The sequence below is a fragment of the Tepidimonas aquatica genome, from assembly GCF_007556585.1.
GTDB classification, from domain to species: domain Bacteria; phylum Pseudomonadota; class Gammaproteobacteria; order Burkholderiales; family Burkholderiaceae_C; genus Tepidimonas; species Tepidimonas aquatica.
The window spans coordinates 11,483-24,470 of sequence record NZ_VJNA01000002.1 but is presented as its reverse complement, the minus strand read 5'-3'; the positions used below and the strand labels follow the sequence as shown (position 1 = coordinate 24,470).

Here is a 12,988-nt window from a genome sequence, read left to right as displayed (position 1 = left end):
CAACGCGCCAGTGTTGGCATTAGCCCGCCTGATGATCGTTGGGACGGGGTTGTCCTGCCGCGGCACGCACCTCGGCGTTGCGGCGTCGCAACTCGGCCAAACGCTCGCCGATGCGCAGCTCCAGCCCGCGCGGCACCGGCTCGTACAGGCGCACCTCGTCCATGCCATCGGGGAAGTAGCGCTCGCCCGCGGCAAAGGCGTCGGGCTCGTCGTGCGCGTAGCGGTAGCCACGGCCGTGGTCCAGCGCTTTCATCAGCGCTGTGGGTGCATTGCGCAGGTGCAACGGCACCGGCCGGGTGCCTTCGCGCGCCACCAAGGTGCGCGCCGCCTTGTACGCGGTGTACACGGCGTTGCTCTTGGGCACCACCGCCAGGTACACCACCGCCTGCGCCAGCGCCAGCTCGCCTTCGGGGCTGCCCAGGCGCTCGTACACCTCGGCGGCGTCCAGCGCCAGCCGCAGCGCGCGCGGGTCGGCCAGGCCGATATCTTCGGTGGCCATGCGGATGAGGCGCCGGGCCACGTAGCGCGGGTCGGCGCCGCCGTCGAGCATGCGCACCAGCCAATACAGCGCGGCGTCGGGGTCAGAGCCACGCACGCTTTTATGTAAGGCGCTGATGGTGTCATAAAACTGGTCGCCGCCTTTGTCGTAGCGGCGCAGCCGCTCGCCCAGTGTGGTCAGTAGCCAAGCCTCATCCACCTGATGGCGCCGCTGCGCACGCGCCGCCATGGCCACCGTCTCCAGCGTGTTGAGCAATCGGCGCGCGTCGCCGTCGGCGTAGGCCACCAGCCGCTGGCGCGCCGCGTCGTCCAGCGCGGGTACCTCGCCGGTGGCCAGCGCGCGGTCGATCAGCGCCTGCAGGTCAGCGTCGGTCAGCGGCTGCAGCACGTACACGGTGGCGCGCGACAGCAACGCCGCGTTGACCTCGAAGCTGGGGTTTTCGGTGGTGGCGCCGACAAAGGTGAACAGCCCGCTTTCGACGTGCGGCAAAAACGCGTCTTGCTGCGCCTTGTTGAAGCGGTGCACCTCGTCGACGAACACCACGGTCGGCTGGGGGTGCAGTCCGCTGCGCGCCGCTTCGGCCTGCTGCACGGCGTCGCGGATCTCTTTGACGCCGCCCAGCACCGCGCTGATGGCAATGAACTGCGCGTCGAAAGCCTGCGCCATCAGGCGCGCCAGGGTCGTCTTGCCCACGCCCGGCGGCCCCCACAGGATGCAGCTGTGCGGCCGGCCACTTTCAAACGCCAGGCGCAGCGGCATCCCCGGCCCCAGCAGGTGGGTCTGCCCAATGACCTCGTCCAGCGAGCGTGGCCGCAGCCGTTCGGCCAGGGGAACGTGTAACGTGGATGCCATGCCGCCATTGTCACGCAACAGGGTGTGCGGTGGCGCCACCCCGCTCACGGGCGCAACACCTCGGCCCCCGACGGCGGCTGAAAACGAAACGCCGCCGCGGTCACCCCCTGTGTGCGCCACGGGCCAAAGCGCAGCTCCGAGCGCTGGCCCAAGCCATCGAGCACGTCCAGCGCGGCCAGCACCCCGTCGCGCCAACCGATGGCCATGCGCTGGATCTGCCCCTCGCGGCTTTTGGGCGTGACCTCCACCCAGGCCAGACCGTCACGCGGCTCGCCCTCGCGCAGGTCGAACACCTGCCGCACCGCGCGCAGGTCAGCGGCGCTGGCCAGCAACGCCGCCGGGGTGTTGGCCAGCGCTTGGGCTTGGGCGCGGGCGCTGACCTGGTTGAGGTCGGGGTCCCACAGCCACAGCGTTTGGCCGTCGGCCACGATGAGTTGCTCGAACGGCTGGGTGTAGTGCAGGCGAAAGCGGTCTGGGCGCCAAAAGCTGAACTCGCCGCGGCTCGTGCGCACGCGCGCCGGCTCACCCTGCCGGGGCGGCGCGGTGACGGTCTGCGTGAACGCCGCCTGCCCTTGCCGGACGTGGGCGACGAAGGCTTCGAACTGCGCCAGGCCCGTGGCTTGGGCCTGGGCGCCGGTGAAGGCATGGGCCCCGAGGATCCCCCCTAAGGCGCACAAAACGTGTCGGCGTTGCATGATGATTGGTGGTTCAGACCGGCGCGACGGTTCCCGGTGAACGGCGCGCCTGCCTCATTCGGGACGGGCGGCCACCAGGATGTCGCGCTGGCCGCTGGCCGTCAACGCGCTCACCAGCCCCGCTTTTTCCATGTCCTCCAGCAGCCGCGCGGCACGGTTGTAGCCGATTTTGAGCTTGCGCTGCACGTAGCTGATGCTGGCTTTGCGGTCTTGCAACACGATGGCCACCGCCTGGTCGTACAGCGGATCCTTTTCGCCACCGCCACCGCCATCGCCGTCGGTGACGCCGTCCAGCCCGGTGCCCTCGCCGACTGCAGGCTCCAGCACATCGTCAACGTAGTCCGGCTCGCCGTAGCGCTCTTTGAGAAAGGCCACCACGCGGTGCACCTCGTCGTCGCTGACGAACGCCCCGTGCACCCTCGTGGGTAGCCCCACCCCGGCCGGCAGGTACAGCATGTCGCCCATGCCCAGCAGCGCTTCGGCCCCCATCTGGTCCAGGATGGTGCGGCTGTCGATGCGGCTGCTGACCTGGAAGCTGATGCGCGTCGGGATGTTGGCCTTGATCAAGCCGGTGATGACGTCCACACTGGGGCGCTGGGTGGCCAGGATCAGGTGGATGCCGGCAGCGCGCGCTTTTTGCGCCAGGCGGGCGATCAGCTCCTCGATTTTTTTACCCACCACCATCATCAGGTCGGCCAGCTCATCGATGACGACGACGATGTACGGCAGGCGCTGCAGCGGCTCCGGCGCCTCGGGCGTCAGGCTGAACGGGTTGGGGATGGCTTCGCCGCGCTGGCTGGCGTCGTCGATCTTGGCGTTGTAGCCGGCCAGGTTGCGCACGCCCAGCTTGCTCATCAGGCGGTAGCGGCGCTCCATTTCGGCCACGCACCAGTTCAGGCCGTTGGCGGCCTGCTTCATGTCGGTCACCACCGGCGCGATCAGGTGCGGAATACCCTCGTAAACGCTGAGCTCCAGCATCTTGGGGTCGATCAGCAGCAGGCGCACATCCTTCGGCTCGGCCTTGTACAGCAGGCTCAGGATCATCGCGTTGATGCCGACCGACTTGCCCGAGCCGGTGGTGCCGGCCACCAGGCAGTGCGGCATCTTGGCCAGGTCGGCCACCACCGGGTGGCCGGCGATGTCCTTGCCCAGCCCCAGCGTCAGCAGGCTCTTGGCCTCGTGGTAGACCTGCGAGCCGAGGATTTCGCTGAGGTGGATGGTTTGACGCCGCGCGTTGGGCAGCTCCAGCGCCATCAGGCTCTTGCCAGGGATGGTTTCGATGACGCGGATCGACACCAGCGACAGCGAGCGCGCCAGGTCCTTGGCCAGGTTGACGATCTGCGAGCCTTTGACGCCGGTGGCCGGCTCGATTTCGTAGCGTGTGATGACCGGGCCGGGCTGCGCGGCCACCACCTGCACCTCGACGCCAAAGTCGGCCAGCTTTTTTTCGATCAGGCGGCTGGTCATCTCCAGCGTTTCTGGCGCCACGGTGCTGGTCTGGCGTGGCGCCGGGTCCAGCAGATCCAGCCGCGGCAGTGGCGATTCACCATCGGCGAACAGGGCCTGCTGGCGCTCCTTGACCGCGCGTGGGCTCGGGGCGACTTCGGTGGCCGCCGCTTCGATATGCAGCCGGGGCGTTGCCGCAGGGGCGGCCACGGGCGTGGCGTCGGCCACGGCCTCGGCCGGCTCGAGGGCCGCCTTCGCGCGGGGCGGCACGGTCGCTTCCAGCCCAGGCTCCTCGCGCGGGGCCGACGCCCGGGCCGCCACCGCGCCGCTGCGCTCGCGCGCCGCGCGCTGACCAATGCGGGCGTCCTCGCTCGCTTCGCGGCGCTGGCGCCAGCGCATCCAGGCACGCTCCAGCCACGCACCGATGACCTCGGTCACCCCCGCCCACGAAAAGCGCAGCGCCACCGCAGCGCAGGCTGCTCCCAGCGTCAACGGCACCAGCACCGAGCCCACATCCCCCAGCCAGCGCAGCGCCAGCGGCCCCAGCAAGGCCCCCAGCACCCCGCCGGCGATGTGACCCGGCAGCCACGCGTCCCAGCGGTACAGCCGTGTCCACTCCAGCACCGCGCTGGCCGCCACCAAACCCAGCAGCGCCGCCCAGCGCAGCGCCGCCCGCCACACCGCCACCGGTTGCGGCCCGGCCGGGTCCACCTTGGCGTCGCCGCGCAGCCAGCGCGCCAGCGCCGCCAGCCACACCCGCAGCCCGGCCAGCACCAGCCACCACACCGAGGCACCGAACAGGGCGTAGCCCAAGTCGGCGATCCATGCCCCCAGCCCACCAGCCCAGTTGCGGTAGCCTACCCCGGTGCCCGAGGTGGTCCAGGCCGGGTCAGCCGGGTGGTGGCTCAACAAGGCCAGCAACACCAGCCCCAGCAGCGCCGCCCCACCCAAAAGTCCCAGTTCGTGGGCGAAACGGCGCCAGCCGCGCAGCGGAGGGGCGGCCAGATCGGCGTGGAAGACATTGGTGGACTTGCTCATGCGTGGGTGACACAACGTTGCAGCCTTCGGAGCAGGCATCCGCTAGCTTAGCAGGCACGGCGACCCCACGCGCCACCCTGGCGCGCGCGGATCCGTACAATGCCAGCCATGAGCACGACCTCCTTGCACGCCCGCGTTCTGATTCTGGGCTCCGGCCCCGCCGGCTACACCGCCGCCATCTACGCCGCCCGCGCCAACCTCAAACCTGTGCTGATCACCGGGCTGGCCCAGGGCGGCCAGCTGATGACCACCACCGAGGTAGACAACTGGCCCGCCGACGTGCACGGCGTGCAAGGACCGGAGCTGATGCAGCGCTTTCAGCAGCATGCCGAGCGCTTCAACACCCGGATCGTCTTCGATCACATCCACAGCGCGGATCTTTCCAAGCGCCCCTTCACGCTGGTGGGCGACAGCGGCACCTACACGTGCGATGCGCTGATCATCGCCACCGGGGCGTCGGCCAAGTACCTGGGGTTGCCCTCGGAGCAAGCCTTCATGGGCAAAGGCGTGAGCGCCTGCGCCACCTGCGACGGCTTTTTCTACCGCGGACAAGATGTCTGCGTCGTCGGTGGCGGCAACACCGCTGTCGAGGAGGCGCTGTATCTGTCCAACATCGCGCGCAAGGTCACGCTGATCCACCGCCGCGACACCTTCCGCGCCGAGGCCATCATGGTCGACAAACTGATGGACAAGGTACGCAATGGCAACATCGAGCTCAAGCTGTGGCACGTGCTGGACGAGGTGCTGGGCGACGACAGCGGCGTGACCGGCGTGCGCATCAAGCACGTGCAAACCGGCGCCACCGAACAGCTGGCGCTGCATGGCGTCTTCATCGCCATTGGGCACAGCCCCAACACCCAAATCTTCGAAGGTCAGCTGGCCATGAAGGACGGCTACATCCTCACCCGCGGCGGGCACGATGGCATGGCCACGATGACCAGCGTGCCCGGCGTCTTTGCGGCGGGTGATGTGCAGGACCACGTCTACCGCCAGGCCATCACCAGCGCGGGCACCGGCTGCATGGCGGCGCTGGACGCGCAGCGCTTCCTGGAGCAGCAACCCACGTGAGCTTGGCCTGCAGACCACACGCCCGCCGTGCCGTCGGCTGTCCGGCCGACGTAGGCTACCCTGTATAATTGCAGGTTTGCCGCCCTAAGCCGCGCCCGCGCCGGCCTTGGGCGGCAAACAAGGCCGCCCGTGAGCCGGAGCCGTCCACACGCCGTGTTTCGATCGAAACCGCGTTTGCCCGATCGCATGATTTGGCACTCCACGTGTGGCAGGCGGCACAGCACAGGACACGGGCGAGGTGCGGCCCACAGGCGCCTGAACGCCTGCAGGCTGCTGGATTTTCGATTGGAGTGACCAACATCATGGCACGCGTGTGCGAAGTCACGGGCAAAAAGCCCATGGTGGGACATAACGTTTCCCACGCCAACAACAAGACCAAGCGTCGGTTCCTGCCTAACCTGCAAACCCGCCGCTTCTGGATCGAGAGCGAAAAGCGCTGGGTGCGTCTGCGCGTCTCGGGCGCGGCGCTGCGCTTGATCGACAAAGTGGGCATCGAAGCGGTGCTGGCCGACCTGCGTGCCCGCGGCCAGGCCTAATCAGCACGGAACCAAGGAGTCCATCATGGCTGCCAAAGGCGGACGCGAAAAAATCAAGCTGGAATCGACCGCAGGTACCGGTCACTTCTACACCACCACCAAGAACAAAAAGACGACGCCGGACAAGCTGTCGTTCATGAAGTACGACCCGGTGGCGCGCAAGCACGTCGAGTACAAAGAAACCAAGCTGAAGTGATCGGCAGGGGCGCCCAGGGCGCCCCGCCCAACACAAAAAACCAACCGCCGCATCCCGTGCAAGGATGCGGCGGTTTTTGACGTTCAGGCCTTTTCAGGCCCCGACCAAACGGGCCGCGCGCAGCCGCTGGGCAAACTGGCGCAGCGCCTCCACGCCGCTGTGCTCGGCGCGTTGGATCCAAGCCTGCAGCTCGCGCACCATCTGCTCGCGCGACAAACCGGCGTCCGACCACAGGCGACGCAGCTCTTCGCGCATCGCGTGCATCGTGGCCAGCGTCGGCGCCGCCTGCAGCAGCGTTTGCAGCCGCTCACGCACCGGCGGTGGCACCTTGTCGGTATCCCGGTGCAGCCAACGCCGTGCCAGCTTCAGCAGCGATTCGTCACCCACCTGGGCACGCAGCGCCGCCCATTCGGCCTGCATGGCGGCACGCATTTCGCGCGCGTAGCGGGCCATCACCTCGTAGCGGTTGGCCACGATGGCCTCCAGCGTTTGCTCGTCGGCCACCGGCTTGGCGTCGCCAAAAGCCAGCTTCGGCGGCACCTTCTTCGGCCGCGCCAGCCGCAACGCCGCCAGCGCCTTGATGTAGACCCACCCCAGGTCGAATTCGTACGGCTTGACGGAAAACTTGGCCGACGTCGGGTAGGTGTGATGGTTGTTGTGCAACTCCTCGCCACCGATGATGATGCCCCACGGAAAGACGTTGGTGCTGGCGTCGGCCGACTCGAAGTTGCGGTAGCCCCAGTAGTGCCCGATGCCGTTGATGACCCCGGCGGCCCAGAAGGGGATCCATGCCATTTGCACCGCCCACACGGCCAAGCCCGCGACACCAAACAGCGCCACGTCCAGGATCAGCATCAGGCTGACCCCCAAGCGCGAGTGGGGCGTGTAGAGCTTGCGCTCGATCCAGTCGTCGGGCGTGCCATGCCCGTAGCGGCGCAGGGTGTCGGCGTTGGCGGCCTCGGCGCGGTACAGCTCGGCACCTTCCCACAACACCTTGCGGATGCCGAACACCTGGGGGCTGTGGGGGTCGCCGTCTTGCTCGCACTTGGCATGGTGCTTGCGATGGATGGCCGCCCACTCCTTGGTGACCATGCCGGTGGTCAGCCACAGCCAGAAGCGGAAAAAGTGCGCCACCGCCGGGTGCAGGTCCAGGGCGCGGTGCGCCTGGTGGCGGTGCAGGTACAGCGTGACGCTGACGATGGTGATGTGGGTCATCACCAGGGTGAACAGAACGATCTGCCACCACGAGGCTGCGGTCAGCCCCTGGGCCAGAAAGTCGATGAAGGCATTCCAGCCCGATTCCGAGAACAACATGCAAAACCTTTGCAAAAACACACCAACACACGCCGCAGTCGGCTTGACAGGCCCACTGCGACGAGATCCATTGTAGGCGCAAACGTGCCGTCATGTGCAAGCGCAGCATGGCTGGACACCGAATACTGTTTTTTTGTACAGTATTGGACATGCAGCCCCTGCTTCAGCGCAACGACGTGTGGCGCGCCCACCAGCTCGCCCCCGCACCCTACCCTACCCGCCCCACCGGCTGGGCGGCACTGGACGCCGCCTTGCCCGGTGGCGGCTGGCCGCTGGGGGCGCTGGTCGAATGCAGCCACCCTGCCGACGCGTTGGCGTGGCGGCTGTGGCTGCCGGCGCTGCGCAGCGCCAGCGCCCACGCTCAGGTGGTGTTGCTGGGCCTGCCGCTGCACCCCAACGCCGCCGCTTGGGCCGCCCATGGTGTCAACACGCCACACCTGTGGTGCGTGTGCACCGACGACGACGCTCAAACCCTGTGGTGCGCCCAGCAGCTGTTGGCCTGCCCCACCGTGGCGTTGCTGTGGCTGCACCTGCGCCAGCCCACCTGGGCGGCCACCCAGCGGCTGCAGCACGCGGCCCAGCAGGCCCGCTGCCACACCGATGGCGGGGGCGACTGGCCAGCGCCGCTGGTGCTGCTGACCGTAACCGATGCGCACGCCCCGCCCCACAGTGCCGCGGTGCTGCGCCTGCACGCACAGCCTAGCGGTCCCAACGGACTGCGGCTGTGGGTGCGCAAGCGCCGCGGCGCGCCGCTGCATCACCCGCTCGACCTCGACGCACCCTGGCCCTGGTGCGAATGGATCCCCCCTGCCCGACGCCATCATGCCCCCGCCCCCACTGTGGATCGCCTGCTTGCCCAGCCAGCCCGCGCCTGCCCGGCTTGAGCCACCGGCCGCGCTGCTGGCCGCCCACGCCCCGGCGGTGGCGGCGCTGGAAGATGCTTGGGTGGCCGACGTGTCGACGACGCTGCGGCTGATGGGCGGCCGCGCCGCGCTGCTGCGGCGTCTGTGGCCGGCATTGCGGGCTGCCGGGTGGGCCCGGGTCGGCGTCGCCCCGACGGCGCTGGCGGCACTGGCCGTGGCACGCACCACCCCCGCCGATGGGGGCTGGCGCGCGCTGGCGCCGCACACCTGGACCGACGAGCTGGACACGCTGCCGGTGGCGCTGCTCGGCGCGGCGCAGCCACACCTGACCACGCTGCATGCGTTGGGCCTGCGCACTTTGGGCGCCTTGCGCCAGCAGGAAGCGGCGGCGCTGGCCGCGCGCACCAGCCCCGACTTGGTGCAGGCGCTGCGCCAATGCTACGCGCTGGCCCCCACGGCGCTGCCGCTGTGGCAGCCGCCCCCGGTGTTCGAAGCCACGCTGGAGCTGCCTGCCCCCACCGCCGACGCCACCGCGCTGACCTTTGCCGCGCAGCGCTTGCTGCACCAACTGCAAGCCTGGCTGCAGCGGCAACGGCTGGGCGTGCTGCGCTGGGCACTGGGCTGGCCGCCACACGCGCTCGACGCGCTGGTGCTGCAACACCCTACCCCGGTGCAAGACATCGTCCGGCTGCAACGCCTGCTGCACGAGCGGCTGGCGCGCCTGCCGCTGGCGCAGCCGGTGCAGCAGCTCAGCTTGCGCACGCTGCAGGTGACCACCCACCACGCCCCCCACGACGACTGGCTGCGCAGCGCGCCCACCACCGGCGCGGCGGGCTGGGACGAGGTGCTGGAGCGCCTGCAAGCGCGCCTGGGCCCCGCGCGCGTGCACGGCCTGGCGCTGCGCGCCACCTGGACGCCGCATGCCCGCCAGCAGCCCCGCGCGCCCGACGCCTCCGCAGCGCCGACGCCCCCGCTGCCCCCCGACAGCGCGTGGCTGCCGCCCTGGTGGTTGCCCGCACCGCAGCCACTGGCCTGCGACGGCAGCGGCCGTCCGCTGCACCGCGGCCAGCCGTTGCGCTGCCTGCTGGGGCCGCTGCGGCTGCGTGCCCCCAGCGGGGCTACGCAACTCGGCTACATCGCCACCGACGGGTGCAGCCGCGTGCTGTGGATCACCCGCGACGACGCCGACGGCGCCCGGCGCTGGCGGCTGCGGGGTGTCTATGCCTGAACCAGTGCTCCAGCCCCCACGACCGGCGGCCACGCCACTGATGCTGTGGGTGCAAAGCGCCTACAGTTTTGCCCAGGCCAGCGCCACCCCCGAAGCCCTGGTGCAGCATGCCCACGCCTTGGGCCACACCGCGCTGGGGTTGGCCGACGCCTGCACGCTGGGCGGCGTGGTGCGGGCCCACGTGGCCGCGCGCGCCCACGGGCTGCGGCTGCTGGTGGGCGCGCATTGGCGCGTGGCCGACCCCGCCCTGCCCGGGGGCGGCTTTACGCTGGTGGCGCTGGCGATGAACCGTGCCGGCCACGGTGCCATCAGCCGCTGGATCAGCCACTTGCGCCGCCACCACCCGCCGCTGCCCCCCAGCCCGCACGACCCCGAAGCCCTGCCGCTGCACGCCACCTGGCCCCAGGTGCCACCGCTGCCCGGCTGCGCGCTGCTGGCGCTGCCATGGAGTTGGGCGCTGCCGTTGGCCAGCCGCAGCGCGTGGACCGCAGCGCTGCACGCCTGGGCGGCGCGGCTGCGCCAGCGCTTTGCCGACCGCGTCTGGCTCGGGGCCAGCGCCGACGGCTGGCTGCACGACCGTGCGTGGATCGAGCTGCTGCAAACCTGCGGTGCCCGCCACGGCCTGCCGGTGGCCGCGGCCCCCACCGTGCGCATGGCCTGCGCCGACGAACAGGGTCTGCTGGAGGTGCTCAGCGCCGTGCGGCTGCACCCCCCCGTGGACGCACTGGGGCTGGCACGCCCACCCAACGCCCAGGCGCGCCTGTGGAGCAGTGCCCGCTGGCGTCAACACTACCCCTGGGCACTGCGCGCGCAAGCGCACGCGCTGGCCGCGCGCTGCCACTTTTCGCTGGGCCAGCTGCGCTACGAATACCCACCCGAGCTGGTGCCTGCCGGCGTCACTCCGATCGGCCACCTGCGCCGCCTCGTGCAGCGCGGCGCCGCCCAACGCTACCCCAACGGCGTGCCGGCGCCGGTGCAGCGGCTGCTGCAACACGAGCTGGACCTGATCGCCGAGCTGCGCTACGAGCACTACTTTCTCACCGTGCACGACATCGTGGCGTTTGCGCGTCAACGCGGCATCCTGTGCCAAGGGCGCGGCTCGGCGGCCAATTCGGCGGTGTGCTACTGCCTGGGCATCACCGAAGTGGACCCGGCGCGCGGCTACACGCTGTTCGAGCGTTTCATCAGCCGCGCCCGCGCCGAGCCGCCCGACATCGACGTCGACTTCGAACACCAGCGCCGCGAGGAGGTCATCCAGTACCTGTACCAGCGTTATGGACGCCAACGCGCCGCCCTGGCCGCCAGCGTCATCACATGGCAGCCGGCCAGCGCCGTGCGGGCCGTCGGACGGGCGCTGGGGCTGGCGCCGTCGTCGATCGACCGGCTGGCGCGTTGGTGCCGGCGCCGCCCCCCTGCGCAGCTCAGCGCCGAGCACCTGGCCGACGCCGGGCTGGCCGCCGACGACCCTGTGGTGCAGCGGGCCCTGGCGCTGGCGCAGCAGCTGTTGGCGCTGCCGCGCCACCGCAGCCAGCACCCGGGTGGCTTCGTGCTGGGGCGGCGGTCGCTGGACCTGACCGTGCCGGTGGTGCCCGCCGCCATGGACGGCCGCACCCTCGTCGAGTGGGACAAGGACGATCTGGACGCGCTGGGCATGCTGAAGGTGGACGTGCTGGCGCTGGGCATGCTCAGCGCCCTCAGCGGGGCGTTGCGCCTGGTCAGCCAGTGGCGCGCGCGCCCGCTGACGCTGGCCGACATCCCGCCGCAAGACCCTGCCACCTACGCGATGATCCAACGCGCCGACACCGTGGGGGTGTTCCAGATCGAGAGCCGCGCACAGATGAGCATGCTGCCGCGGCTGCGGCCCGCATGCTTTTACGATTTGGTGGTGCAAGTGGCTATCGTGCGCCCCGGCCCGATCCAGGGTGGCATGGTGCACCCCTACCTGGCCGCACGTGAGCGCCAGCGCCGTGGTCTGCCGGTGCAGCACCTGCACCCCGAGCTGGCGCCGGCCCTGCAGCGCACGTTGGGCGTGCCAATTTTTCAGGAACAGGTGATGCAGCTGGCCATGCTGGCCGCCGGCTTCAGCGCCGAAGAGGCCGACGCGCTGCGCCGCGCGATGGGCGCGTGGCGCCGCCGCGGCGACCTGCAGCCACTGCAGCAACGGCTGCGCGACGGTATGGCCGCGCGCGGCTACGCGGCCGACTTCATCGAGCGCATCGTGCAGCAAATCCAGGGCTTTGGCGAGTACGGCTTTCCGGAAAGCCACGCCGCCAGCTTTGCGCTGCTGGCCTACGCCAGTGCGTGGCTGAAATGCCACGAACCCGCCGCGTGGTTGGCCGCGCTGCTCAACGCCCAACCGATGGGTTTTTACGCCCCGGCGCAGCTGGTGCAGGACGCACGCCGCCACGGCGTGCAGGTGCGCCCGGTGGACGTGCTGCACAGTGCGTGGGACTGCACGCTGGAGCCGCCTGACCCGACGCCCAGCCCCGCGGCGTTGGCAACGCAGCGGCCTCAACCCGCGGTGCGGCTGGGGCTGCGGCTCGTGCGTGGGCTGGGGCCGCAGGCGGCGGCGCGCATCGTCGCGGCGCGCAACTACGCCCCCTTGGTCAGCCTCGACGACCTGGCCGAGCGCGCCCGCCTGAGCCGTGCGCAACTGCAGGCGCTGGCCCAGGCCGACGCCTTGGCCAGCCTGGCTGGCCCACGCCGCCAGCAGTGGTGGCACGCCAGCGCCTGGCAGCCACCGTTGGCGCTGCCGGCGCACGCGCCGTCCCAACCCGGTGCCACCGAGCCTGCGGTGCCGCTGCCAGCAGCCACGTTGGCCGAGGACGTGTGGGCCGACTACGACGCGCTGGGCCTGAGCCTGCGCGCCCACCCGATGGCGCTGCTGCGCCCCCACCTGCCTGCGCACACGCGCGCCGCCGACGCCGCCGGCCGCCCCCACGGCGCGTGGCTGCGCGTGGCCGGGTTGGTCACCGCACGCCAGCGCCCCGCCACCGCGCGCGGCACCCTGTTCATCACGCTGGAAGACGACAGCGGCAGCGTGCAGATCATCGTGCGCGCCACGCTGGCCGAGCGCACCGAGGCCATCTGGCGCCACGCGCGCTTGCTGCTGGTGCGCGGACGCTGGCAACGCCAAGGCCGCCCCCCGCACGCGGTGACCCACTTGCTGGCGCACGAGCTGCTGGACGCCAGCGCCCTGCTGGGCCACCTGCACTGCGCCAGCCACGATTTCCACTGAACGGCGCGGGGCACG

At 70.5% G+C, this 12,988-nt stretch carries 10 protein-coding genes; 6 read left to right on the top strand and 4 right to left on the bottom strand.

Annotation, left to right across the window (positions count from 1 at the left end; genetic code table 11):
* Positions 1–19: 19 nt before the first annotated feature.
* The 3 genes from Taqua_RS00910 to Taqua_RS00900 are packed head-to-tail and all read right to left on the bottom strand — an operon-like array spanning position 20 to position 4,530.
* On the bottom strand, positions 20–1,351 hold the full coding sequence (locus Taqua_RS00910; RefSeq protein WP_144324177.1) for a replication-associated recombination protein A: 1,332 nt from the start codon (positions 1,349–1,351) through the stop codon (positions 20–22).
* Between the two features lie 44 nt (positions 1,352–1,395).
* Positions 1,396–2,046 (bottom strand): outer membrane lipoprotein periplasmic chaperone LolA, encoded by a 651-nt coding sequence (gene lolA, locus Taqua_RS00905; protein ID WP_144324176.1) that lies wholly within the window; start codon positions 2,044–2,046, stop codon positions 1,396–1,398.
* Between the two features lie 54 nt (positions 2,047–2,100).
* Positions 2,101–4,530 carry a DNA translocase FtsK gene (locus Taqua_RS00900; RefSeq protein WP_144324175.1) on the bottom strand — a complete coding sequence of 810 codons (2,430 nt, stop codon included), beginning with the start codon at positions 4,528–4,530 and terminating at the stop codon, positions 2,101–2,103.
* A gap of 108 nt (positions 4,531–4,638) precedes the next feature.
* Here Taqua_RS00900 and trxB point away from each other — a divergent pair, with 108 nt between their 5' ends.
* The 3 genes from trxB to rpmG all read left to right on the top strand — a co-directional run bounded on the left by trxB (position 4,639) and on the right by rpmG (position 6,330).
* Positions 4,639–5,598 (top strand): thioredoxin-disulfide reductase, encoded by a 960-nt coding sequence (trxB, locus tag Taqua_RS00895; protein ID WP_144324174.1) that lies wholly within the window; start codon positions 4,639–4,641, stop codon positions 5,596–5,598.
* Positions 5,599–5,900: 302 nt separating this feature from the next.
* A complete protein-coding gene (gene rpmB / locus Taqua_RS00890) occupies positions 5,901–6,134 on the top strand; it encodes a 50S ribosomal protein L28 (protein WP_132963501.1) in 234 nt (77 codons plus the stop codon).
* Between the two features lie 25 nt (positions 6,135–6,159).
* On the top strand, positions 6,160–6,330 hold the full coding sequence (gene rpmG / locus Taqua_RS00885; RefSeq protein WP_043698878.1) for a 50S ribosomal protein L33: 171 nt from the start codon (positions 6,160–6,162) through the stop codon (positions 6,328–6,330).
* A 93-nt stretch (positions 6,331–6,423) separates the two neighbouring features.
* Here the strand turns inward: rpmG and Taqua_RS00880 are convergent, their stop codons facing one another.
* Positions 6,424–7,644: a DesA family fatty acid desaturase gene (locus Taqua_RS00880; protein WP_144324173.1), complete on the bottom strand. Its 1,221-nt coding sequence runs from the start codon at positions 7,642–7,644 to the stop codon at positions 6,424–6,426.
* Positions 7,645–7,793: 149 nt separating this feature from the next.
* On the opposite strand from Taqua_RS00880, the gene Taqua_RS00875 reads away from it, so the two are divergent.
* Genes Taqua_RS00875 through Taqua_RS00865 form a run of 3 tightly spaced genes read left to right on the top strand, consistent with a single transcriptional unit; the run spans position 7,794 to position 12,973 of the window.
* Positions 7,794–8,528, top strand: coding sequence for a hypothetical protein (locus Taqua_RS00875; RefSeq protein ID WP_144324172.1), 735 nt, complete (start codon positions 7,794–7,796; stop codon positions 8,526–8,528).
* Positions 8,467–9,735, top strand: a complete 1,269-nt coding sequence (locus tag Taqua_RS00870) for a DNA polymerase Y subunit UmuC family protein (RefSeq protein ID WP_144324171.1) — start codon at positions 8,467–8,469, stop codon at positions 9,733–9,735. The genes Taqua_RS00875 and Taqua_RS00870 overlap by 62 nt, the downstream gene beginning before the upstream one ends.
* The gene (locus tag Taqua_RS00865; protein WP_144324170.1) at positions 9,728–12,973 is read left to right on the top strand and encodes an error-prone DNA polymerase; all 3,246 of its coding nucleotides are present in this window, start codon (positions 9,728–9,730) and stop codon (positions 12,971–12,973) included. The genes Taqua_RS00870 and Taqua_RS00865 overlap by 8 nt, the downstream gene beginning before the upstream one ends.
* Positions 12,974–12,988: the final 15 nt, after the last annotated feature.